Origin of the sequence: Paraburkholderia heleia NBRC 101817 (genome assembly GCF_000739775.1) — a bacterium.
GTDB lineage: Bacteria > Pseudomonadota > Gammaproteobacteria > Burkholderiales > Burkholderiaceae > Paraburkholderia > Paraburkholderia heleia.
The window spans coordinates 97035-119739 of sequence record NZ_BBJH01000019.1; the positions used below are offsets into that span (position 1 = coordinate 97035).

The following is a 22705-nucleotide window of genomic DNA, read 5'->3' on the forward strand; positions in this document are numbered from 1 at the left end:
AAGCGCCTTTGTGTCAGTGCAAAATCAACTCAGATGCGGGTAGCCGCTCACGGTCAGCTCGAAACCCTGTGCGGTCGTGGTCAGCTGCGCCGGCGCACCCATCGGCAGCGTGACCATGTCCGGAATATGGCCGAACGGCAGGCCCGTCACCACCGGAATGCCAACCACGGCACGCATCTGCTCCACCATTTCGCGCAGATCGTAGCCGTTGTCGTAATCGAACTGCTTGTGGCCGGTGAAGTCGCCCAGCACCAGGGCTTGCTGGCGAGCCAGAATGCCGGCCAGATGCAGCTGATAAATCATGCGTTCGATGCGGAACGGCTGCTCGTTCACGTCTTCGACGAACAGGATGCCGCCCTCGACCGGCGGCAGATAAGGCGTTCCGATCAACGAAGTCAGCACGGCCAGATTGCCGCCCCAGAGCGTGCCCGAAACATTCGTCGACTGGGCCTGCGGCGCATTCACCTTAAACGTGTTGCGCGGTTTCGAGAGCGCATCCCAGAAGTGATGCATCGTGAAGCTGCTGAGACTCTCGGCGCCGAAGTCGCTGCAGAGCATCGGACCGCCAAAGGTCGTGAGCCCGGCGCGCGCGAGCAGCGCGAGCTGGATTGCGGTGAAATCGCTATGCCCCACGAACGCAATGGGCTGATCCGTCAAACGCCGCTGCAGACCGTCGTAGTCGAGACCGTGCAGGATGCGCACCGCGCCGTAGCCTCCCCGCACAGCGAGTACGATGTCCGGCAGGTCGCGCGACGGGTCGGCGAGGCGGTTCAGTTCGGCCGCGCGCTGGCCGTCCGTGCCGGCAAAGCGCTGATAACGCCGCTCGGTCGCCTGCACGCCGTTGACGTGATGGCCTTGCGCCCGCAACCGGGCAAGCGCACGGTGCACCGCTTGCGCATCATGCGGATAACCGGACGGAGCAACCAGCTCGATGGTGCGATGAATGGTCATGTCGAATTCGGTTCAACCGCGAGATTCAACCCGCGGGTTCGTCCGGACCGGCTACGCCAGTCCCTCCCTGCGCTTGCTCAGCCCGTTCCCGGGCCGTGCGGCGCGCTTCCCGGCTCGCGCGCCGGCGGTCGGCGAAGAACGCGCGCAGCGCCTCGCCGCACTCGTCCGCCAGCACGCCGCCGGACACGCTCGTGTGATGATTGAGCTGCTCGTTGGCGAAGGCATCGACCACGCTGCCGCACGCGCCGGTTTTCGGGTCGCGCGCGCCGAACACCACGCGCGCGATGCGTGCATGCATGATCGCGCCGGCGCACATCAGGCACGGTTCAAGGGTCACATAGAGTTCGCAGCCGGGCAAGCGGTAGTTACCCAGCGCCTGCGCGCCCGCGCGCAAGGCCGCCATTTCGGCGTGCGCGGAGGGATCGTGCGCGCCGATCGGGTGATTGAAGCCCGAGGCGATCACTTCGTCGCCGCGCACGAGTACCGCGCCCACGGGCACTTCACCGGCGGCGCGCGCCTCTTCGGCGGCGGCCTGCGCAAGACGCATGAAATGCCGGTCACGCCCGGAGACGGGATCGGGTTCGACGTCGGATAGAGGCACGGCCGCGGACGCCGTCACGAGCGGATCGGCCAGAACCGGTCCGGCAGGCGAAGCGACCGCCGGCTGAGCCTCTTCGCGTTCGCCGCCGGGGGCGTGTGGCTGGACGGGGGAGCCCGTCACGCGGCCCCCGCCGGGAGACCCGGGAGGTCGGACTCGCCTGCCGCACGTTCGGACAGACGCTCCGCGATGCGGCGGCAATATTCGTGCGGCACGACCATCGGTCCGCCGCGCAAGGATTCGAGCGCCATGTCGAGCGCCAGCATGCGCGCGCGCAGACGGCATTGCGCGGCCTTGTCGCCCATCGTGGCGAGCGCTTCCTCGAGGTCGCACAAGGCCCGTAACTGTTCGACTGCGGGCGGCACGAAGCCCGCGTTCTTCAGGATGCGGTGGGCGATGCGCACTTCTTCAGGCACGAGCAGGTCGTCGTCGAGCGTCTGCGGCGCACCGGCGCCGGGCAGGTCGTCGAAGTCACCGCGCGCGGCCGCGGCGGCAATCCGTTGTTCGACGAGGGCATCAAGCAATTTCATCAGCAATCCACTACGTTGCGGCTCACGCATTCTATCAGGGTAAGACCTGAAGACCGTGCGCGGCCGGCACGTGTGCCATCTACGCCCCCGCCCTTCCCTTAGTCCTTCATCACCTCGCCGACCGCGTCGACCACCACGCCCACGTTCTTCCCGTTCAGGCCTGCCACGCACATACGGCCCGAGCGCAGGATGTACACGCCGAACTCCTCTTTCAGACGCTCGACCTGCTTCTCGCTCAAGCCCGTGTACGTGAACATGCCGCGCTGCTTGACGTAGCGCGCGAGCGCCGCTTCGCCCGCATGCGCGCGCAGGCCGTCGTGAATCGCCACGCGCATGCGCGCGATGCGCTCGCACATCGCGGCCAGTTCCTGCTCCCACGACGCCCTCAGTTCCGGCGTGCCCAGCACGCGCGTGACGATCTTTGCGCCGTGAGTCGGCGGATTGCTGTAGTTCGCACGCACCGAGCCCGTGAGTTGGCCGAGCACGCGCCCGGCGGCCGCCGCGTCTTCGCAGATCACGTGCAGGCCGCCGCACCGCTCGCCGTAGAGCGAAAAGTTCTTCGAGAACGAATTCGCCACGAGCGCCGGCACGCCGCGGCGCGCAAGCTCGCGCACCGCGAACGCGTCGTCCTCGAGGCCCGCGCCGAAGCCCTGATACGCCATATCGACGAACGGCAGCAGGTCGCGTTTTTGCAGCACGTCGATCAGTTGCTCCCACTGCGCGCGATCCAGATCGACGCCCGTCGGGTTATGACAGCACGCGTGCAGCAGCACGACGCTTTTCGCCGGCAGCGCGTCGATGGCGGAGAGCATCGCCTCGAACTTCAGGCCGCCCGTCACCTCGTCGTAGTACGGGTACGTGTTCACCGTGAACCCCGCGCGCTCGAAGATAAAGCGATGGTTCTCCCACGTCGGATCGCTCACCCACACCTGGCTGGTCGCAAAGTAGCGCTTGATGAAATCGGCGCCGACCTTGAGCGCGCCCGAGCCGCCCAGCGTCTGCACGGTCGCGATGCGGCCGGCCGCGCGCGACGGGCAGTCGGCGCCGAACACCAGTGCCTGCACGGCGTCGCGGTACTGCGCGAAACCCGCCATCGGCAGATACGGCTTCGGACCCGGCTCCTCGAGAATCGCCGCCTCGGCCTTGCGAACGGCCTGCATGACGGGCAGACGGCCTTCGTCGTCGAAGTAGATGCCAATGCTCAGATTGACCTTGTTCTGACGCGGGTCCTTCTGGAAGTTCTCGTTGAGCGAAAGGATCGGGTCGCCGGGGTAGGCATCGATGTGTTCGAACATGCTGTTTAACTCTCTGGACGAAATTCGGGACGAATATCAGCGCTTACGGGGCCGGCACGCCGCGTTGCAGCGCCGGCGCCGACTTGCGGCACCACAGACGGTAGGCGAGTCCAAGCACGCCCAGCCAGACCGGAATCAGGTACACGGAAATCCGCAGATCCGGAATCAGATACATTACAACGAGAATGCCGCCGAGGAACGCGAGACACACGTAATTCGTCAGCGGATAGCCGAGGCTGCGGAACGTGGTCGTCTGACCGACGCGCGCTTTCTCGCGGCGGAACTTCAGGTGAATCAGGCTGATCATCGCCCAGTTGATGATGAGCGCGGACACGACGAGCCCCATCAGCAGTTCGAACGCCTTGCCAGGCATGAAGTAGTTGATGACCACGCAGGCGGCCGTGACGAACGCCGATACGCCGAGCGCCGCCAGCGGAATGCCGCGGCGGCTCACCTTGAGCAGCGCCTTCGGCGCATTGCCCTGCTGCGCGAGGCCGTAGAGCATGCGGCTGTTGCAGTACACGCCGCTGTTGTAGACCGAGAGCGCCGCCGTCAGCACGACGAGGTTGAGCACATTGGCCACGAGGTCGCTGTTCATCGCGTGGAAGATCAGCACAAAGGGGCTGCCGCCGGCCACGACCTTCTGCCACGGGTAGAGCGAGAGCAGCACGCCGAGCGCGCCGATGTAAAAAATCAGGATGCGGTAGATCACCTGATTCGTCGCGCGCGGAATGCTATGCGAGGGATCGTCGACCTCCGCTGCGGTGATGCCGACCAGCTCCAGGCCGCCGAACGAGAACATCACGACGGCCATGGCCATGACGAGACCCGAGACGCCGTGCGGGAAGAAACCGCCATTGCGCCAGAGGTTCGAGACGCTCGCCTCGGGACCCGCCGAGCCCGAGAACAGCAGCCAGCCGCCGAAGGCGATCATGCCGACGATCGCCAGCACCTTGACGATGGCGAACCAGAACTCGAGCTCGCCATACGACTTCACGCTCGTGAGGTTGATACCGTTGATCACGACGAAGAACACCAGCGCCGAGACCCAGGTGGGCAGCGTCGGCCACCAGTAGTGCATGTAGATGCCGACTGCCGAAAGCTCGGCCATGCTCACGAGCACGTAGAGCACCCAGTAGTTCCAGCCGGAGAGAAAGCCCGCGAACGGGCCGAAATACTTGTCGGCGAAATAGCTGAACGAACCGGCGACGGGCTCGTCCACGACCATCTCGCCCAGTTGCCGCATGATGAAGAACGCAATGATGCCGGCGATGCCGTAGCCGAGCAGCACCGAAGGGCCGGCGGTCTGAATTGTCTGCGCGATGCCGAGGAACAGGCCCGTGCCGATCGCCCCGCCCAGCGCAATGAGCTGGATGTGGCGATTCTTGAGGCCGCGTTTTAGCTGGCCGCGGTTTTCACGCGTGTCGTTTGAAACCATGTCTCTTCCTGTCTCCGACTTATCTGCGCGGGGCCAAAGCATCCGGGTGGGATGCCGGCTCCGCTCCACGAAATAAAATTGCGCGCACAACGTTCTGCGCCGGCGCGCTGCCAGGCTTGGGGGTATTGGCCGCCAGCCCGATCGGGTGCGCCCAGTGTATAGTTGACGCGGAAAAATATGATTTCATCTCGTACGCAGGCAAACCCTGATTGATACAATTGTCTCTCGCCTCAAACCCATCTCACGCAAGATAAATGCAAAGTCTCGCGCTCGACACAATCGACATGCGGCTTCTCGCCGCACTGCAGGAGCGCGGCCGCGCTTCGAACCTCGAACTCGCGGCCGCGATCAAGCTCTCGCCCGCGCAGACACTCAGGCGTCATCGTCGGCTCGAAGCGCTCGGCGTGATCCGGCGCTACGAGACGCGCCTCGACGCACAGGCGCTCGGCTTCGGCGTGGTCGCCTTCATTCAGGTAACGATGGAGCGCGGGCACATGCGCGAGCTCGTCAAGTTCAAGGAACTCGTCGCAACGTTGCCGCAGGTGCAGGAGTGCTACTCCGTGACTGGCGATATCGACTACGTTCTGAAGGTGGTGGCGCGCGATCTCAAGGCGCTTTCCGAGTTCCTGCTCGATACGCTGATGCGCGCGCCCGGCGTGAACAGCGTGCAGTCGATCGTCTGCCTCGATGAACTCAAGGGGACGAGCGCGATGCCGCTGGAAACCTGAGACGAGCGCGCCAGGTCCGTCTGGCGGGGGTTTTCGGCAAAAATGCAATTTTATCTCATCGGCGGCCTGTTCGCGGTGCAGCAGGACCGGCCGATGAAATAGTCTTGCTAAAAGCGCCATCGTGCTCTAAAAACAGGCTAGTTAGCATGTCTACTGGCCACCCTGGACACGGCGTCGGGCGGCCTCACAAGCGCGAGCGCGACAGTCCATGAGTCTTCTTGAGCTCAGAGGCGTTTCCAGGCACTTCGGCGCCATTCAGGCGCTGACCGACGTCACGTTGAGCCTGGAACCGGGCCAGGTGGTCGGACTCATGGGCGACAACGGCGCCGGAAAATCGACGCTGGTGAAGGTCATCGCCGGCAACTTCCCGCCCTCCCACGGCGAAGTGCTCATCGACGGCAAGCCCGTTCATTTCAGCAGACCCGTGGATGCCCGCGCCAAGGGCATCGAGGTCGTGTATCAGGACCTCGCGCTCTGCGACAACCTCACGGCGGCGGCCAACGTCTTTCTCGGGCGCGAGCCGCGCATCGGCATATGGCCCTTTCGCGTGCTCGATCACGCGGCCATGTACCGGCGCGCCGCCGAGCTGTTCAAGGAACTGAAGTCCGAAACGCGCCCGCGCGATCTCGTCCGGCAGATGTCGGGCGGCCAGCGCCAGGCCGTGGCGATTGCACGTACGCGACTGTCCGAGGCGCGGCTCGTGCTCATGGACGAACCCACCGCCGCGATCAGCGTGCGCCAGGTGACGCAGGTGCTCGACCTCATCAAACGCCTTTCGGAACACGGCATTGCCGTGATTCTCATCAGTCACCGCATGCCCGACGTTTTCGAAGTCGCCCACCGCGTGGTCGTCATGCGGCGCGGGCGCAAGGTGGCGGACAAGCAGACCGCGGCGTCATCGCCGGAGGAAGTCACCGGCCTGATCACAGGAGCCATCCCCGCCGCCTGAAGCCCCCGACAGGAGACCCGAAATTGAACGATGCGCCGCAAAGGCCAAACCCGATGCCGACACTGCTTGACGACCCCCAATCCGCGAAGACCCACACGCGCTGGAGCGGATTGCTCGCGAGCCAGGTGTTCTGGGTCGTGCTCGCCACGCTCGTTGCCTGCGTCCTGCTCTCGTTCGTCACCTCGACATTCGCCACGCAGCAGAACCTCTTCAACGTCACGCGCAACTTCGCTTTCGTCGCCATCGTCGCGCTGGGGATGATGGCCATCATCGTCACGGGCGGAATCGACATTTCGGTCGGCTCGACGATCGGACTGAGCGGCATCGTGCTTTCCGTCACGATGAACGCGGGCTACCCGATCTGGGCCGGCATCGGCCTCGGCCTGCTCACGGCGGGGCTCGTCGGCCTCGTGAACGGCCTGCTCATCGCCTATCTCAACATGCAGCCGTTCGTCGTCACGCTCGGCATGCTGAGCGTGGGCCGCAGCCTCGCACTCGTGATCTCCGGGAGCCGGACCATCTTCGAATTCGGACCCGACGGGCACAAGCTCCTCGTGCTCGGCGGCGGCAAGACGCTCGGCGTGGCCAACCCCGTGTGGTTCCTGATCGTCCTCGGCGTGCTGTTCTGGTTCGCCTTCGCCTTCACGCGCTGGGGCCGCTATGTCTTCGCGGTCGGCGGCAACCGTCATGCGGCGAATCTCACGGGCGTGCCGGTACGGCGCGTGATCTGCTCGGTCTATGTGCTGGGCGGCCTGATGGCAGGCGTCGCGGCCATTCTCGAAGTGGGCTGGCTCGGCGCGGTGACCACCGGCCTTGGCACCGGCGACGAGCTACGCGTGATCGCCGCCACGGTGATCGGCGGCACCAATCTCGCGGGCGGCGTGGGCAGCGCGTTCGGCACGATCGTCGGCGCCGCGCTCATCGAAGTGATCCGCAACAGCCTGATCCTGCTCGGCGTCGACTCGTTCTGGCAGGGCACCGTGGTGGGCGGCTTCATCATCATCGCCGTGCTGTTCAACCGGCTGGGCGGCGAGCGGCAAGAAGACTGAACCGGTTTCAGGGAGGCGCGGCCGGACTGCACGCGGAACCGCCGGACGCCAGCCATCACACATAACGCAAGGTTCCGCAGGAAGCCCAAGGCACGGGCGCGGGCTTTCCTTCCGATGAAGAAAACTGTACGAGACACGCGCGCCGTACAACCGGCGCCAAACAGGAGGAAACCATGAAGAAAGCGTGGAAGTATCTCGCTGCGATCGGAGGGCTCGCCATGCTGGCCTCTTCCGCCTATGCAGCGGACAAGACCCTCGCGCTGGTCGTGAAGGGCCTCGACAATCCGTACTTCGATCTCATGCACCAGGGCTGCGACCGGGCCAACAAGGAGCTCAGCAAACAGGGCTACAACTGCTACTACACCGGGCCCGCGACAGCCGCGGACGAAAGCGCCGAAGTGCAGATCGTCGACGACCTGCTGACCAAGGGCGTGGCAGCGATCGCCATTTCGCCGTCGAACGCGCCGGCCATTGCCGAAGTGATCCGCCGCCGCAACGCGAAGATCCCGATCATCACCGCAGACGCCGATCTGCTGCCGAAGGACCAGTCGCTGCGCAAGGCGTATGTGGGCACCGACAACTACGAGCTGGGCGTGAAGCTTGGCGAACAGTTGAAGATGCTGATGCCCAAGGGCGGCAACATCTGCCTCGTGATGGGCAACCCCGCGGCCGAGAACATCAATCAGCGCGCCCAGGGCACGCGCGACGTGCTCTCGGGCAAGAAAGGCATCAAGAAGCTGGCGGGCGAAAACAACTGGCATGAGATCAGCGCCTGCCCGCTCTACGTGAACGACGACGCCGCGAAAGCGAACCAGATGATGCAGGACACGCTCACCGCGAACGCCAGCACGCTGCAGGCGTTCGTGTTCGAGGGCGGCTGGCCGCTCTTCGCACCCGAGGCGTATTCGCAGGTCGTCGCGCCGATCATGGACAAGATCAACAGCGGCCAGTTCGTGATCGTTTCAGCCGATACGCTCGGGCCGGAGCTGCAGGCCCTCAAGGACCACAAGGTCAACGCGCTGGTCGGGCAGCGGCCTGAGGAAATGGGCTACCAGGCGGCGATGGTGATGCGCGACCTCGCCGAAGGAAAGACGGTGAAGCCGATCATTCACACGGGCCTCGACGTTTGCACCTGGAAGAACGCGGATACGTGCCTGAAGCATTGAGCGCGTAGCCGGGCGCGAGCCGGGGCCTGGATAGCCCGGCTTGCGCGGGGGGTTCGGCGGGTGGCGAGCCAGACCTTCCAGCGACCGCATCAAAACGTCAGACGGTGCTCGACTGCGCGCCGAGCACGCGCTGTTTGACGTCGGCCAGCGCGGCCAGACAACGATCTCGCCAGGCCCGCCGTGCAGGCAGATTCTCCGCGGCGGTCACCTCCCTGCACTGTCTCTCGACTTCAGCGACCAGATCGGGTCCCCATTCGCGCGCATCCGCCTGCTCTTTCGCGAGGCCGTAGTACATCGGGCCAAGGTTGCGGCAATATTCGGCGATGCCGTGCTGCGCATTCAGGTCGATCGTCTCGAACGGCCCCATGAAGAACCATCGCAGGCCGAGACCGTCCGCGATCGCGCGGTCTATATCGGCGACGCTGCACACACCGTCTTCCACGAGGCGAAACGCCTCGCCGAGCAATGCGCCCTGCAACCGGTTGACGACGAAGCCGTTGATTTCGCGGGAAAGCCGGATGGGCGCCTGCCCCGCACGCTCCATCAGCGCGGCGGCGCGCTCGACGACGCCATCGTCGGTCCAGGGAGCGGGTACCAGTTCGACGAGCGGAATCAGATGCGGCGGATTAATCGGATGCACGACGAGGCATCGCGCGCGGTTCGCCAGATGGTCGGTGAACGACGACGCGGGCAGACCCGAAGTCGAACTGGCGAGCACGACATCGCGCGCCGCGAGCGTATCGATTCGACGATACAGATCGCGCTTGATCTCAAGGCGCTCGGGCGCGCTTTCCTGCACGTAATCGACGCCGTCGAGCGCATCCTCCAGCGACGCGCAGACCCGCACGGGCGCAATCGTCGATTCGACGCCGCCGCGCACAAGCGCATTGCTCACGAATGTACTCGCCTGTCGGGCGACCTCCGGCGCGGCGTCCCACACCCTGACGTCGAACCCGGCCCGTGCAAATACCAGCGCCCACGACGACCCGACCACACCACATCCTGCAACGGCAACCTTTACCATAAGCTCTCCAGAATTTTCGGACCACGCGCGTGAACCGGAACGAACGCGTACATGCAACTGATTCGAAACAACGTATTTTCCCGGTTAAAGATCCAGCACAAGTAGCGGCCCGCGGCTGCCCGAGCAGCAGATCATCATGGTGTCTCCCTTCGCCCGTTCGGCCGCACTCAGTACGTGGTCGCGATGGTCGGGCTCACCGGACAGCACACGTGATTCGCAAACGCCGCACACCCCCTGTTCGCACGAGGACGGCATCGCGAATCCGGCATCTCGCAGCGTCTGCAGAATCGTATTCCCCTCTGCGACGAACAGCTGTTTTCCGCTGCGCTCCAGCCGCACCTCGAAGCCCCCTGCAGCAGCGATTCCCGTCGTCGCTGAAAAGCGTTCGAGATGCACTTTCTCCGACGGCAGGCCTGTCGCTGCGTCGACGAACGCATCGACCATCCTCTCTGGACCGCAGCAATAGAACTCACTGCCGGCGGGCGCGGCCTCGATGACCTTCGCAATATCGACGCGTCCGTCCCCGGGATGATCCGAGCGCACGATGCGAACCTTGTCTCCGTAGCCACGCAACTCCTCACCGAAGACGGTCTTCGCATCGCTGCGGACCGCGTAGTGCAATTCCCATGACGCGCCGCGGCGCTCCAGGTCGACGAGCATCCCGTAAAGCGGCGTGATCCCGATGCCGCCGGCGATCAACACGCTGTGGCTCGCGGTGCGTACGAGCGGGAAGTGATTGCGCGCCTCGCTTACGAAGTACACGTCTCCGACGTGCGCCTCGCGTGCGAGAAAACGAGACCCGCCCCGCCCCGTTTCGTCGGTCTGCACCGCGACCCTCAGGCGCCCGTCGTCGCCCGGCAGAAGTGAATACTGGCGCACCAGATCGTCTCTGAGCTGGAGATCCACGTGCGCGCCAGGTTCGTAAGAGCAGAATGGCGAACCGTCGAGCGTAGCGAATTCATAGATGTTCACCTGTTCGGCGGCCAGCCTGATTGCCATCAGCCTGACGGGCCACATGCTGCGATTGAGCAAACCTTTCATCGAATTTCAGAAACGGTGAATGATCCCAAGCCGGACGACAGCCTGATGATCCGTTGCCGAAGGCGACACACCCGTAATGGATGCCACGGCGGGTTGATTCAGCGAGTCTTTACCAGTCGCCTTCTGGTAGATCGCAATGGCATAGAGTTCGGTGCGCTTGGAAAGGAAATACGCAGCGGACAGGAGTCCCTGGTGATACGTCACACCGCCGGTCGGGCCGGCCTTTCCACTCACGCTCGATCCGTGCAGATAGTCGTATGCGGCCGCCACCTGAAACGCGGGGCCGAATGAATATCCGCCGTTGATTTCCACGTCGTTGAAAATCGCGGAACCGGCAAAGCCGAGCGGATTGGGTCCCGAGGTCAGATCGCCGAGATTGGCGAAATTTATGTGACTGAACGTGGCGCCGACGGTGCCGTCGCCGATCTGATACCGCGCTCCGGCTTCCGCGATGCGCAGGGAACGTGCGGACGCGTAACCCGAAAACACCGGATTCGACGAGGCCTCGGTTGCCGTGCCAATGGATCCCATGTTGTTGCTCGTCGCCGGGCCGGACGTCCCGCCCGTGCCGAAGTACGAGAGGTTGGGATTGCGCGCGTCGGTGTACCCCGCCGCGACGGTGAGCGGACCGCTTGCATAGCTCACGGCTCCCGACCAGAACTGCTTGCCGGTGAAATTGCCGGCGACGCCACCAAGCCCGTACATGCCACCGACGGTAAAGCCATGGAAAATCGCCGACTTGAACTTGATCGTATTGTTGATGCGCTGCGAGTGCCCGAGATCGTCGATGTCGTCTGGATGCGCGCCCATATGTCCCGGCACGAGCCCCGCCACGGACGTCGGGAAAACAAAGTCGGTCATCGTGTTGTACTGGCGCCCGACCGTCACGGTGCCCATCGGCGCGGACAGACCGACGAACGCTTGTCGCCCGAACATCAGGCCACCTTGCGCGAGGCCTCCAGTATTGATGTTGAAACCGTTTTCGAGGGTGAAGATCGCCTTGAGACCGCCACCGAGATCCTCAGCACCCGTAATCCCCCAACGCGTGCCGCCGATGCCGGACGCGCCATCGACGAGCGCCACCTGCGACTTGCCGTTGTGTGCCCCCGGGGCTGCGCTCGTCTGTACGCTATTCGTGTACATCAATCCCTCGTCGATCAGACCGTAGAGTGTCACGCTGGACTGCGCGTGGGCCTGTCCGGCGACGAACCCCAAAAACACGATACCGAGTCTCCTGTCCATTCTCATGATATATAGTCTTCCTAATTGTTATGTCGATTGCCGATTGCGAATCGGCATTTTTACGACTCAGGATGCGACGATCGCGGACTTCCCCCGTTTGAGACGGGCCGCAAGGGTCAGCACCGCAATGCTCGCGATGACGAACACTCCGCAGACGATGGGAAAACCCGCGGTCAGGCTACCCATCCATCCCTGCACGCGGCCGATCATCGCGATCACGACGAAGCCGGTCATACTGCCCATCGCATTGACGAACGCGATACCGGTGGCGGTGATTTCCTTCGGCAGATACGACTGGGGCATCGTCCAGAAGATGGTATTGACCGAATAGACAGCGACATTCGCGATGACGAAGCCCACGATCGTCGCCGCCGGTCCGGCCGAAATCGTGACGACCACGTAGCCCAACGCGGCGACCAGCAGCAGGAAGAACGTGTGATAGACGCGCTCGCGCGTCCGGTCCGAGTGGCGGGCGATGAAGAACATGCCGACCACGGCCACGAGCGGCGGAATGGCCGCGACCGGCCCTATCCAGTGCAGCGGCAATCCGAACGAGCGGACGATCTGCGGCAGCCATGCACCGAGCGTCGCGAGTCCGCCGTAAATGCCCGTATTGACGGCGGCAAGCAGCAGCACGGTCGGGTGCCGCACGACGTCGCGCAGCCGCGCGTGCGGACTGCTGCCAGCCAGCAGCGCTTCGCGGTCGATCGTCGTCTGCAGCCAGCTCCGCTCTTCGGGCGTAAGCCAGTGCGCCTGGGCGGGCCGGTCCGTGAGATAGAGCAGCGTGATGATGCCGAGCGCGATGGCGGGAAAACCTTCGAGCAGGAACAACCACTTCCAGCCGGCCAGGCCATACAGGCCGTTCATCTGCAGTATCGAGCCCGACACGATGGAGGCCACCGCATACGATGTGGGAATCGCGTACGCGAATACCGCGTTGTAGCGTGCCCGATACGAGTACGGAAACCAGTAGCTGATGTACAGCAGCATGCCAGGCGCCAGGCCCGCCTCGGCGGCACCGAGCAATGCCCGCAGCACATAGAACGAGGTGGGCCCCGTCTCGAACGCCATCAGCATCTGCACCAGCCCCCATGCGATCGCGATCCGCGCGATCGTGAGGCGTGCGCCGTAGCGAGCCATCATCATGTTGCTCGGGACTTCCAGCAGCGAATAGGCGAAAAAGAATACGCCCACGCCGATGCCGAAGGTGGCGCTGGTCAAACCGAGATCCTTGTTCATCTGCAGCGCGGCGAAGCCGAGATTGCCGCGGTCCAGCACGGCGACGAAGTTCAGCGCGAACATCAGCCAGGTCATACGGCGACCGACCTTGCGAATTGTCTCCGGGCGATCGTCTGCTCTTGCTGCGAGTCGTCCCAGTGCATCCGGCAACTCGACCGGAGCGTCTGCGTGGGGTTCCATGCGGGGTGTCTCCATCCTGGGGGGTTATGTTTTGAGCCGTCGGCGCGCCTGCGTTGGAACGCGCCTTGTCCGGCTATCGACCGTCCGTCGCGTTGGCGGGCGGGCGCAAGTCAGCCCGCGTCCAGTGCCCGCTCGGGTTCGCCCGCTTTGCGCACAGCGAGTTCCAGATTCTGCTCGTAGGCCTGCTGCCAGTCGAGCTTGTCCGACGCGATGAACGAGCCGCCCCTCGCACCGAGATAGACATCCGGATTATCGACCGCCTCCGGCGCCTCACCGTTCTCCACGAGCGCGCGCGCCGCCTGGATCAGGCGACGACGCGTCACCATGATCATCCGGTCGCTCGCGGCCAGATGCTCGAAGGTGCGATCGACGACTGCCCCCATGCTCTCGATCACCGCCTGGTCCTGCCGCCCGATGCCCTGAATGCCGGTGAAGCTCACCGTGCGCTGCTGCTCGCGATCGATGAAGTAATCATTCTCGCGATTGGCCACGAGCCGCCAGCGGCCGAACCAGTCGTTGGTACGCGGCAGGAACTCCATATCGGCGGCGAGACCCGGAATCGGTTCCCCGGTCTTGAGCGTCTGCAGCGGCATGGTCCGCTTGTCCCAGGCAATACGATAGGACATGGTATGTTCGTCATCCATCGGCACGTTGATCGTGCATGCGATCAGATCGTTGAAGCTGCCATTGGGCGTGAACGTGAAGAACGGGAACAGGAAGTGAGCAAAGCGATAATACAATTCGCCCTGCTCGGCGGCGCGATACGCCGCGTACATCGTACCCCACGGCGTTTCCTTCACGCTGTATTCCGGCGCGCGGCCCACGATACCCCATTTGTGCATCGATTCGGGATCGACTTCATCGACCTCCAGACCGCCGACATGAAGAAAACCGAAGTGCGACGTGTCGATATCGCCCTCGGCCGACTGAAGCCAGTTGCAGTCGCGCTGATGAACGAACACCGACCGCTCGCCTTCCGGAATCTGCAGGCAGTCCATGTTCGGGAACGCCGGCGGCTGCTCGCGCGGCCCCATGTAGGCCCACACGAGGCCCGTGCGCTCCAGCACCTTGTATGCCTTCGCCTTCACGCGGTTCTTGAAGCCCTGCTCGGGCGGCACGTTGGGCATGTCGACACAGTTGCCTTCGGTGTCGAATTTCCAGCCGTGGTAGACGCAGCGCACCCCGCCTTCCTCATTACGACCGAAATACATCGACGCGCAGCGGTGCGGGCAGCGGTGATCCATCACACCGACCTTGCCATCGGTATCGCGGAACGCGATCAGGCGTTCCCCCAGCAACATCACGCGCAGCGGCTCCCCATCGCGGACAAGCTCGGATGAAAGACAGACCGGCACCCAGAACTGTCTCATCAGTTTGCCCATGGGCTTATCGGGGCCCACCTGTGTCAGCAGATCGTTATCGGAAGCAGCAAGCATTGAAATTCTCCAGGCAAAAGATTCACATATCAGCGCGCCGGGCGCCGTCGAAGTCGAAGCAGGGATGAACTGCCGGTCTCGTGGACCGGTGCGCCGTACGGATGGCGTGCGGGCTATCGCTAATTTGCGACTGCACACGGTTGTGAAAAGATATGACGTGCATCAACGACGAACAATATCGGTTCGTGAAATCAGTTTTTTGGCTACTGGAAAACTGGAGTGGGGAGTGGACTACTGGAATCAGTTGCGCCTGTTCATTCAGATTGCCGAGACGGGCAGCATGAGCAGGGCCGCCGAAGCGCTCGGGCAATCGAACGCTGCGGCCAGCCGGTATCTCGCGGAGCTGGAGCGCCGCCTTTCTGTGCGGCTCGTCGAACGGAACACAAGGCGCCTGTGGCTCACGGAGTCGGGCGAAGCGTTCTACACTCGCTGCAAGAGCGCTGTCGCCGAAATCGAGGAGGCCGAAACGGCGGCAGCGGCAGCGACGGCTCATGTTGCGGGAAATCTGCGCGTCACGGGGCCGCTCTCATTTTGCATGATCCACATCGGGCCATTGCTACCCTTGTTCAGACAGCGTTATCCCGATGTGATCGTCGAGGTGATTGCAGCCAATCGCTACGACAATATCATCGATAGCGGAATCGATGTCGCGTTCAGGACGCGCTACGCGGAACCCGATTCGAGCATCACTGTGCGGCGTCTCGCGCGCACCTCACGAGCGATCGTCGCGTCGCCGTCATATCTCGCCAGGCGGGGTACACCGACGCATCCTGATGACCTGGACGAGCACGATTTCCTGACCTATCTGCACACGACCTATCCGAAGGACCTGCATTTCGAGCGCGACGGCGAAACCATCACAAAAACGATACGCGGCGTGGCAAGCGCAAACGAAGCGCAGATTCTCAGACAGGCCGCGCTTGGTGGGTTAGGTATGCTCGTTCAACCCAACTATTTGCATTACGACGACGTGCGCGCTGGGTCGCTCGTTCGCGTATTGCGCGACTGGAAGCTGCCGTCGATCGATATCAATATCGCGTATCCGAGCAGCAGCTATCTTCCGGCGCGCTCGCGGGCATTCATCGACTTCGTCATCGAGCATTTCAGGGCAATGAAATTCGAGCAGAAATGGACAGACCGGTTTGCGGAAGCAGGGTCATAAGTTTTACTAACAGATTTTCCCGCATTTGGCCTGCTAATGTTTGGCGTTTGGTGAAACCGTGTTTTCTCTGCGCCTATTCCTGGTATCACTCCAACAAGGAAGGAATCCATAGCCTTAAAAATCATCGTTTAGGTTACCTGCTAGCGTGCAGTGCGTTGTCGCTGACTGCCATGTCTTATACCGGCGCTGCTTTCGCGGCACCGGTCACGAGATCGGCAAAGGTCCGACTGACCCTGAATGAATACCATGATGCGCCGCAACGCAGGCGCATGGTATCGGTAGCACGTCATGGCATCACGCAGAAACGACACCATCGTTCATACCATAAGGAAAACATGCTTGAGGGTGCCGGAAGATACCGGCCATTGCCAGACTGGAACGCAAAAAAGCCCGCAATATCGCGGGCTTAGGTGTGTTTTACTGCCAACGTATGCCGGCCGGTGCCGGACGCCGGATCACTCCCACTCGATTGTCGCCGGCGGCTTCCCCGAAATGTCATAAACAACACGATTAATCCCGCGCACCTCATTAATGATGCGATTCGACACATGCCCAAGCAACTCATGCGGCAGATGCGCCCAATGCGCCGTCATGAAATCGAGCGTCTGCACCGCGCGCAACGCGACGACATACTCATAAGTACGCCCATCGCCCATCACACCCACGCTCTTCACAGGCAGAAACACAGCGAACGCCTGGCTCGTGAGCTCGTACCACGACTTGCCGGTTTCCTTGTCGATCGTGCTACGCAGCGTCTCGATGAAGATCGCATCGGCACGGCGCAGCAGATCTGCAAAGTCGCGTTTCACTTCGCCAAGAATGCGCACGCCGAGGCCCGGCCCCGGGAACGGATGGCGATACACCATCTCGTGCGGCAGGCCGAGCTTCACGCCCAGTTCGCGCACTTCGTCCTTGAAGAGTTCACGCAGCGGCTCGAGCAGCTTGAGGTTGAGTGTTTCCGGCAAACCGCCCACATTGTGGTGGCTCTTGATCGTGTGCGCGGCCTTCTTGCCTTTGCCGGCCGACTCGATCACGTCGGGATAGATCGTGCCTTGCGCGAGCCATTTGGCGTCGGTGAGCTTGCCCGCTTCCGCCTGGAATACTTCGACGAACTCCGCGCCGATGATCTTGCGCTTCGCTTCCGGGTCGGTCACACCCGCGAGCTTCGACATGAACGCTTCGCTCGCGTCGACATGGACCACCTTCACGCCGAGGTTGTCGGCGAACATCGACATCACCTGCTCGGCTTCGTTCAGACGCAGCAGGCCGTGATCGACGAACACACAGGTCAGCTGGTCGCCGATCGCACGATGCAGCAGCGCCGCCGCGACCGACGAATCCACGCCGCCCGAGAGGCCGAGAATCACGTGCTCGTTGCCCACCTGCTTGCGGATAGTCTCGACGGCTTCGTCGATGTAGTGGCCCATCTCCCAGTCGGCTTTCGCACCGCAGATGCCGAGCACGAAGCGCTCGAGCATCGCGCGTCCCTGCACCGTGTGCGTGACTTCCGGGTGCCATTGCAGGCCGTAGAAGTGGCGCGCCTCGTCGGCCATCGCCGCGATCGGGCACGACTCCGTCGAGGCCATCAGCTGGAAGCCCTGTGGCATTTCCGTGACCTTGTCGCCGTGGCTCATCCACACCTTGAGCATGCCGTGGCCTTCGCTCGTGCGGAAGTCTTCAATGCCATCGAGGAAGCTCGTGTGGTTGCGCGCGCGCACTTCGGCGTAGCCGAATTCACGCAGGTGGCCGCCGTCCACCTTGCCGCCGAGCTGCTCGGCCATCGTCTGCATACCGTAGCAAATGCCGAGAACCGGCACGCCCAGTTCGAACACAGCCTGCGGCGCACGCGGCGTGTCGGTGTCGGTGACCGAATTCGGGCCGCCAGAGAGGATGATGCCCTTCGGCGCAAATTCGCGCACGAATGCGTCGTCCACATCGTACGGGTGAATTTCCGAGTAGACGTGGGCTTCGCGCACGCGGCGCGCGATGAGCTGGGTGACTTGCGAGCCGAAGTCGAGGATCAGGATTTTGTCGTGCATGGCTGCGGACGAGACCTAAAAAAGAACGGATACGGAAAGCCGCGCGACTATCAAAACGCACGCAGCATGAATTCATCAGGACCGGAGCGCCGGCGCTATGGCGGCACCGGGCGGCGCAAGTTCGGGTGTACTTCGGGCGCACTGCGTCTGCTGTTTCGGAGGCCGGGTTTGTGCGCGGCCTCAGCCACGCAACGGCGGCCTCGGTGTGGCGGCGGCTTCGTCACGAGCCGCCTCGCGAGCCTCCTGAGCCTGCGCCGGACTGGCGGGCGGCGGCGTAACCGGCGGAACCGCCGCGGGCGTCACGGTCGGGACTTCCACAACCGGTTCGACCGGCGCTGCCGGCCGTTTTGCCTCTTGCGCACCACCCCACGCCGTTCGCGGAGCCTCGGGCTTCGCATACGTCACCGGTTCCTCGCGCCGCGCCAGGGCGGCCTTGCGAGCCTCGCGTGCTTCGCGCCGCTGCGCGGCGGCTTCGGCCGGGGTAGTTCTCTCGCGCTTGCGCACCAGACCCGCCAGCCGCGCCCCGCCCAACCCGAGGATGATCAGCCACACGCCCACCGCGCCGGCCACCAACTGGCCGAAGCCTGTGAGCTGAGGACTACGCACGCCAATCAGCCAGACCAGCATCAGCACGCCGGCAATCCAGTTGACATGCCCCACGGTGCGGCCCACTGGCACGGTCATCTCCCCGTGGAAGGCCGCGCGCAGCGCGAGCCACGCGAAACCCAGCAGCACTACGCCGAAAGCCTGCCCGACGAGCGCCGGCTGCGTTTGCACCAGTTGCAGCGCGTCGTAGACCAGGGTCCAGGGCGTGAGAACGAACAGCACGCCGAACCCCAGCAACGTCAACGCATCGACAATCAGCAGCACGCGCAGCAGCGGCTTCATCGGGGTTTAGTCCACGTGATAGTTGGGCGCTTCCTTCGTGATCTGCACGTCGTGCACGTGCGACTCGTGCAGGCCGGCGCCGGTAATCTGCACAAACTCTGCCTTCGCATGCAGGTCTTCGATCGTACGGCAGCCGCAGTAGCCCATCGACGCGCGCACGCCGCCGATCAGCTGGAACAGGATGGCGTTGATGGGGCCCTTGTAGGCGACACGGCCTTCGATGCCTTCCGGCACGAGCTTGTCGATGTTCGCCGAGTTGTCCTGGAAGTAGCGGTCCGCGGCGCCGTCCTTCATCGCGCCGACCGAGCCCATGCCGCGATACGACTTGTACTGGCGGCCCTGATACAGGAACACGTCGCCCGGCGACTCTTCGGTGCCCGCGAACATGCTGCCCATCATCACGGCGTTCGCGCCGGCGGCCAGCGCCTTCGAAACGTCGCCCGAGTAGCGCACGCCGCCGTCGGCGATGCACGGCACGCCGGTGCCCTTGAGCGCTTCCGAGACGTTGGAGATCGCGCTGATCTGCGGCACGCCCACGCCGGCCACGATACGCGTCGTGCAGATCGAGCCCGGCCCGATCCCGACCTTGACGCCGTCCGCGCCGTACTCGACGAGCGCACGCGCCGCATCGGCCGTGGCGATGTTGCCGCCGATCACTTCGACGTGGGGGAAGTTCTTCTTGACCCAGCGAACGCGCTCGAGCACGCCCTTGCTGTGGCCGTGCGCCGTATCCACGACGATCACGTCCACGCCGGCCTGCACCAGCAGCTCGACGCGCTCCTCGTTATCCGGACCGACGCCGACTGCCGCGCCCGCGCGCAGCTTGCCGTGCTCGTCCTTGCAGGCGGCCGGGTGCTCGGTCTGCTTGGTGATGTCCTTGACGGTCATGAGGCCGCGCAGCTCGAACGCGTCGTTCACGACCAGCACGCGCTCGAGGCGGTGGCTGTGCATGAGCGCCTTGGCTTCGACGAGCGGCGTGCCTTCCTTGACGGTCACGAGACGCTCGCGCGGCGTCATGATCGAGCGCACCGGCTCATCCAGGCGCGTTTCGAAACGCAGGTCGCGGTTCGTGACGATGCCGACGAGCTGTGCGCCTTCCACGACCGGAAAGCCCGAAATGCCATGCTGCTGCGAGAGCGCGATGACGTCGGCGACCTTCATTTGCGGCGGAACCGTGATCGGATCGCGCACGACGCCCGACTCGAAGCGCTTCACCTTCGCGACCTCGCGCGCCTGCTCGGCCGGCGTGAGGTTCTTGTGAACGATGCCGACGCCGCCCTGCTGCGCCATGGCGATTGCCAGACGGCCTTCCGTGACGGTATCCATAGCGGCCGACACAAGCGGAATATTCAGGGAGATATTGCGGGTCAGCCGGGTCTTCAGGCTGGTGTCGCGCGGGAGAACGTCGGAAAAGGCGGGGACGAGGAGCACGTCATCGAACGTGAGTGCTTTCTGGATCAGACGCATGGCAAATCCTATAGGCGCAAAAGCAGATTATACGCGATAGCGCCCTGGAAATCATCAGCGCTAACAGTAGGTTAGCGCTGTTTTCGGGATTATTTCCACGCTCCGGCCCCGCCGGTGAGCGCTGTGCGGGCGCGCCCCGCCTCCGCCCCGAATATCGGACGCACGCTGCAGGATTGAACAAGACGGGCACGCACGCTCCCAGTTATGCTTCGGGCCGTCCTGTCAAAGCGGCCCGATTGCACGATTGGGCCACCCGAAGTTTCTGGAGGCAATACAAATGCAGCGTGGTGTGTTGTATGGCGTGCTCGCCGGCGCGTTATGGGGAACGGTGTTCGTCGTGCCCCGGCAACTGGCGGAGTTCTCGCCACTGCTCCTGAGCGCGGGCCGCTACGTGATGTACGGGCTCGTCTCGCTCGCCGCGCTCCTGCCCATGCTGCGCCGCGTCTGGCCGCGCCTGACGCGCGCCGACCTTGTCGCGCTCGTGAAACTCGCGCTGGTGGGCAACGTGCTGTATTACCTGTTTCTCGCTAGCGCCATCCATCTGGTGGGCATCGCGCCGGCCTCGCTGATCGTCGGCGTGCTGCCCGTCACGGTCACGCTGCTCGGCCGCCGCGATCATGGCGCCGTGCCGCTTTCACGCCTCGTCTTGCCGCTCGCCATGATTGCGGCAGGCATTGTCTGCATCAACGTGGACGTGTTCACCGCTAGCGAGGCAGGCGGCGCCAGCGTCCTCACGCGCATTGCCGGCATCGGCTGCGCCGTCGGCGCGCTCGTGTGCTGGACCTGGTTCGCGGTCGCGAACGCCCGTTATCTGCAGCGCAATGCGCACTTCGGCGGCAATGAATGGTCGGTGCTCTGGGGCGTCGTGACGGGCGCGCTCGGCGGGGTGCTGTGGCTCGGCATTCTCGTCGTGCCGTCGCACTGGATGCAGGACACCGTCGCTGCCGGCCGCTGGACCACGTTCTGGCAGCTGAATCTCGTGCTCGCAATCGGCGCCTCGTGGCTCGGCAACGGTCTGTGGAACGCCGCGGCCAAGCGCCTGCCGCTCACGCTCTCGGGGCAGATGATCGCCTTCGAGACGCTGTTCGCCCTGCTCTACGGCTTTATCTACGATCACCGGCTGCCGCGCGGGCTGGAAATCGCGGCGATCGTGCTGCTGGTGGCGGGCGTGAGCTGGTCGGTGCGCCAGCATTCGGGCGGCCCCGCAGACACCGCGCACGGCGACGGCATCGTGCCGGACGGCGATCTGCCACGCATCGGCAACGCAAGCCGGCTAGCGCAACGCGACGTCGAGACGACGCGAAGCAGCCGCACGACCGCCGCCTGAGCGCGCCGGGCCGCAAAAGACCGAATGGGCGAGACGGCGCAAGCTGTCCCGCCCATGACGTTCGGGCGGCAAATCCGTGGCAACCCGGCTCGGCGCTTAGCGCGAATCCTTGGGCAGCCATTTGCGCCCTTCGATCGAGCCTTCCTTGCGCGTCTTGTCGACGCGGCGCTGACGCGCCATCTTCGGGTCGACAATCAGCGGCCGATAGATCTCCACGCGGTCGTGGTCGGCGAGCACCGTGTCGAGCGGCTTGAGCTTGCCGTATACGCCCACCTTGAGCTTCGCCAGATCGATCTCGGGATGGCGTGCGAGGATGCCGCTCGCCTCAATGGCCTGCTGGACGGTCGCGCCCGTCGGCAGCTCGATGCTGATGAGCGTCTGCGCGTCCGGCAGCGCATAGCAGACGTCGATGGAAAGATTCGCGCTCATGGCTTGCCGTAGCGCTGGTCGGCGCGCTTCACGAAGGAGTCGACGAACGTATTCGCGATGTGATGGAACACTGGCCCGATGAGCTTCTCGAGAATGATGTTCGAAAACTCGTAATGCAGCGCAAACTCGATCTTGCAGGCGTCGGCGCGCAGCGGCGTGAACCGCCAGTAGCCCGTGAACTTGCGAAACGGGCCATCGGCGAATTCCATGTCGATGCGCTCGGGCCGCTTTTGCGAGTTGCGCGTGGCGAAGTGTTGCTTGATGCCCTTGAAGTTGATGTCGATCTTCGCCTCCATGCCGCTCTCGTCCTGACGGCGAATCTCGACGCCGCCGCACCAAGGCAGGAAGTTGGGGTAATCGGCGACGTCGGTGACGAGGTCGAACATTTGCTCCGCCGAATGGCGAATCAACACGGTTTTCTGGACATCCGCCATAAATTGCGCAATGCGTGGCTAGGGTGAAAGCGCCACGGGCTTTCGGGAGCCCGCTTTGCTAAAATCGTAATTTTAAACGAGTTGGGCCGAACC

At 63.8% G+C, this 22705-nt stretch carries 21 protein-coding genes; 6 read left to right on the top strand and 15 right to left on the bottom strand.

The genetic code is table 11. The annotated features are described in order from the left end of the window. Positions 1-24 precede the first annotated feature (24 nt). From ldcA to BHE01S_RS16465, 5 genes are all read right to left on the bottom strand, one after another. The gene (gene ldcA, locus BHE01S_RS16445; protein WP_042265764.1) at positions 25-951 is read right to left on the bottom strand and encodes a muramoyltetrapeptide carboxypeptidase; all 927 of its coding nucleotides are present in this window, start codon (positions 949-951) and stop codon (positions 25-27) included. A gap of 25 nt (positions 952-976) precedes the next feature. Further along, a complete protein-coding gene (tadA, locus tag BHE01S_RS16450) occupies positions 977-1585 on the bottom strand; it encodes a tRNA adenosine(34) deaminase TadA (protein WP_042265862.1) in 609 nt (202 codons plus the stop codon). 83 nt (positions 1586-1668) lie between these two features. Further along, positions 1669-2079: a DnaJ family domain-containing protein gene (locus BHE01S_RS16455; RefSeq protein ID WP_042265766.1), complete on the bottom strand. Its 411-nt coding sequence runs from the start codon at positions 2077-2079 to the stop codon at positions 1669-1671. Between the two features lie 98 nt (positions 2080-2177). Beyond that, on the bottom strand, positions 2178-3374 hold the full coding sequence (locus BHE01S_RS16460; RefSeq protein ID WP_042265767.1) for an amino acid aminotransferase: 1197 nt from the start codon (positions 3372-3374) through the stop codon (positions 2178-2180). Positions 3375-3417: 43 nt separating this feature from the next. Beyond that, positions 3418-4812 (bottom strand): amino acid permease, encoded by a 1395-nt coding sequence (locus tag BHE01S_RS16465; protein WP_042265768.1) that lies wholly within the window; start codon positions 4810-4812, stop codon positions 3418-3420. A gap of 254 nt (positions 4813-5066) precedes the next feature. On the opposite strand from BHE01S_RS16465, the gene BHE01S_RS16470 reads away from it, so the two are divergent. The 4 genes from BHE01S_RS16470 to BHE01S_RS16485 all read left to right on the top strand — a co-directional run bounded on the left by BHE01S_RS16470 (position 5067) and on the right by BHE01S_RS16485 (position 8704). Next, entirely contained in the window at positions 5067-5540 is a 474-nt protein-coding gene (locus BHE01S_RS16470) for an Lrp/AsnC family transcriptional regulator (protein ID WP_042265770.1), read from the top strand. Between the two features lie 208 nt (positions 5541-5748). Then, positions 5749-6489 carry an ATP-binding cassette domain-containing protein gene (locus BHE01S_RS16475; protein WP_042265771.1) on the top strand — a complete coding sequence of 247 codons (741 nt, stop codon included), beginning with the start codon at positions 5749-5751 and terminating at the stop codon, positions 6487-6489. A gap of 53 nt (positions 6490-6542) precedes the next feature. Next, positions 6543-7538 carry an ABC transporter permease gene (locus BHE01S_RS16480; protein WP_042265772.1) on the top strand — a complete coding sequence of 332 codons (996 nt, stop codon included), beginning with the start codon at positions 6543-6545 and terminating at the stop codon, positions 7536-7538. A gap of 173 nt (positions 7539-7711) precedes the next feature. After that, positions 7712-8704 (top strand): sugar-binding protein, encoded by a 993-nt coding sequence (locus tag BHE01S_RS16485; protein WP_042265773.1) that lies wholly within the window; start codon positions 7712-7714, stop codon positions 8702-8704. Positions 8705-8801: 97 nt separating this feature from the next. Here the strand turns inward: BHE01S_RS16485 and BHE01S_RS16490 are convergent, their stop codons facing one another. The 5 genes from BHE01S_RS16490 to BHE01S_RS16510 form a co-directional block, all read right to left on the bottom strand. After that, a complete protein-coding gene (locus BHE01S_RS16490; RefSeq protein WP_042265774.1) occupies positions 8802-9728 on the bottom strand; it encodes a 3-hydroxyacyl-CoA dehydrogenase in 927 nt (308 codons plus the stop codon). A gap of 84 nt (positions 9729-9812) precedes the next feature. Continuing rightward, positions 9813-10769, bottom strand: coding sequence for a PDR/VanB family oxidoreductase (locus BHE01S_RS16495; RefSeq protein WP_042265775.1), 957 nt, complete (start codon positions 10767-10769; stop codon positions 9813-9815). Positions 10770-10775: 6 nt separating this feature from the next. Then, positions 10776-12017, bottom strand: a complete 1242-nt coding sequence (locus tag BHE01S_RS16500; RefSeq protein WP_052405965.1) for a porin — start codon at positions 12015-12017, stop codon at positions 10776-10778. Between the two features lie 60 nt (positions 12018-12077). Beyond that, positions 12078-13430, bottom strand: coding sequence for an MFS transporter (locus BHE01S_RS16505; RefSeq protein ID WP_084068919.1), 1353 nt, complete (start codon positions 13428-13430; stop codon positions 12078-12080). Between the two features lie 110 nt (positions 13431-13540). Continuing rightward, positions 13541-14812 (bottom strand): Rieske 2Fe-2S domain-containing protein, encoded by a 1272-nt coding sequence (locus tag BHE01S_RS16510; protein ID WP_245639760.1) that lies wholly within the window; start codon positions 14810-14812, stop codon positions 13541-13543. Here BHE01S_RS16510 and BHE01S_RS16515 point away from each other — a divergent pair. Further along, entirely contained in the window at positions 14811-16028 is a 1218-nt protein-coding gene (locus BHE01S_RS16515; RefSeq protein ID WP_322787309.1) for a LysR family transcriptional regulator, read from the top strand. The two genes, BHE01S_RS16510 and BHE01S_RS16515, sit on opposite strands and share 2 nt — an antisense overlap. 455 nt (positions 16029-16483) lie before the next feature. Here the strand turns inward: BHE01S_RS16515 and guaA are convergent, their stop codons facing one another. The 3 genes from guaA to guaB form a co-directional block, all read right to left on the bottom strand. After that, on the bottom strand, positions 16484-18067 hold the full coding sequence (gene guaA / locus BHE01S_RS16520) for a glutamine-hydrolyzing GMP synthase (RefSeq protein WP_042265781.1): 1584 nt from the start codon (positions 18065-18067) through the stop codon (positions 16484-16486). 180 nt (positions 18068-18247) lie between these two features. Further along, positions 18248-18955: a hypothetical protein gene (locus BHE01S_RS16525; protein ID WP_042265783.1), complete on the bottom strand. Its 708-nt coding sequence runs from the start codon at positions 18953-18955 to the stop codon at positions 18248-18250. 6 nt (positions 18956-18961) lie between these two features. Beyond that, on the bottom strand, positions 18962-20422 hold the full coding sequence (guaB, locus tag BHE01S_RS16530; RefSeq protein WP_042265784.1) for an IMP dehydrogenase: 1461 nt from the start codon (positions 20420-20422) through the stop codon (positions 18962-18964). A gap of 277 nt (positions 20423-20699) precedes the next feature. Between guaB and BHE01S_RS16535 the strand changes: the two genes are divergently transcribed. Further along, on the top strand, positions 20700-21749 hold the full coding sequence (locus tag BHE01S_RS16535; protein WP_084068920.1) for a DMT family transporter: 1050 nt from the start codon (positions 20700-20702) through the stop codon (positions 21747-21749). A gap of 96 nt (positions 21750-21845) precedes the next feature. Here the strand turns inward: BHE01S_RS16535 and BHE01S_RS16540 are convergent, their stop codons facing one another. Together BHE01S_RS16540 and BHE01S_RS16545 are read right to left on the bottom strand one after the other, a co-directional pair. After that, a complete protein-coding gene (locus BHE01S_RS16540) occupies positions 21846-22178 on the bottom strand; it encodes an RnfH family protein (protein ID WP_042265785.1) in 333 nt (110 codons plus the stop codon). Next, entirely contained in the window at positions 22175-22612 is a 438-nt protein-coding gene (locus tag BHE01S_RS16545) for a type II toxin-antitoxin system RatA family toxin (protein WP_042265786.1), read from the bottom strand. Before BHE01S_RS16545 ends, BHE01S_RS16540 begins: the two co-directional genes overlap by 4 nt. Positions 22613-22705 lie beyond the last annotated feature (93 nt).

Coding starts and splice junctions, on each gene's coding strand:
- BHE01S_RS16535 (WP_084068920.1), top strand. CDS start 20,700: ATGCAGCGTGGTGTGTTGTATGGCGTGCTCGCCGGCGCGTTATGGGGA.
- BHE01S_RS16480 (WP_042265772.1), top strand. CDS start 6,543: ATGCCGACACTGCTTGACGACCCCCAATCCGCGAAGACCCACACGCGC.
- guaB (WP_042265784.1), bottom strand. CDS start 20,422: ATGCGTCTGATCCAGAAAGCACTCACGTTCGATGACGTGCTCCTCGTC.
- BHE01S_RS16470 (WP_042265770.1), top strand. CDS start 5,067: ATGCAAAGTCTCGCGCTCGACACAATCGACATGCGGCTTCTCGCCGCA.
- BHE01S_RS16455 (WP_042265766.1), bottom strand. CDS start 2,079: ATGAAATTGCTTGATGCCCTCGTCGAACAACGGATTGCCGCCGCGGCC.
- ldcA (WP_042265764.1), bottom strand. CDS start 951: ATGACCATTCATCGCACCATCGAGCTGGTTGCTCCGTCCGGTTATCCG.
- BHE01S_RS16525 (WP_042265783.1), bottom strand. CDS start 18,955: ATGAAGCCGCTGCTGCGCGTGCTGCTGATTGTCGATGCGTTGACGTTG.
- BHE01S_RS16485 (WP_042265773.1), top strand. CDS start 7,712: ATGAAGAAAGCGTGGAAGTATCTCGCTGCGATCGGAGGGCTCGCCATG.
- BHE01S_RS16475 (WP_042265771.1), top strand. CDS start 5,749: ATGAGTCTTCTTGAGCTCAGAGGCGTTTCCAGGCACTTCGGCGCCATT.
- BHE01S_RS16460 (WP_042265767.1), bottom strand. CDS start 3,374: ATGTTCGAACACATCGATGCCTACCCCGGCGACCCGATCCTTTCGCTC.
- BHE01S_RS16490 (WP_042265774.1), bottom strand. CDS start 9,728: ATGGTAAAGGTTGCCGTTGCAGGATGTGGTGTGGTCGGGTCGTCGTGG.
- guaA (WP_042265781.1), bottom strand. CDS start 18,067: ATGCACGACAAAATCCTGATCCTCGACTTCGGCTCGCAAGTCACCCAG.
- BHE01S_RS16540 (WP_042265785.1), bottom strand. CDS start 22,178: ATGAGCGCGAATCTTTCCATCGACGTCTGCTATGCGCTGCCGGACGCG.
- BHE01S_RS16465 (WP_042265768.1), bottom strand. CDS start 4,812: ATGGTTTCAAACGACACGCGTGAAAACCGCGGCCAGCTAAAACGCGGC.
- BHE01S_RS16500 (WP_052405965.1), bottom strand. CDS start 12,017: ATGAGAATGGACAGGAGACTCGGTATCGTGTTTTTGGGGTTCGTCGCC.
- BHE01S_RS16545 (WP_042265786.1), bottom strand. CDS start 22,612: ATGGCGGATGTCCAGAAAACCGTGTTGATTCGCCATTCGGCGGAGCAA.
- BHE01S_RS16505 (WP_084068919.1), bottom strand. CDS start 13,430: ATGGAACCCCACGCAGACGCTCCGGTCGAGTTGCCGGATGCACTGGGA.
- BHE01S_RS16495 (WP_042265775.1), bottom strand. CDS start 10,769: ATGAAAGGTTTGCTCAATCGCAGCATGTGGCCCGTCAGGCTGATGGCA.
- BHE01S_RS16510 (WP_245639760.1), bottom strand. CDS start 14,812: ATGGGCAAACTGATGAGACAGTTCTGGGTGCCGGTCTGTCTTTCATCC.
- BHE01S_RS16515 (WP_322787309.1), top strand. CDS start 14,811: ATGGGCTTATCGGGGCCCACCTGTGTCAGCAGATCGTTATCGGAAGCA.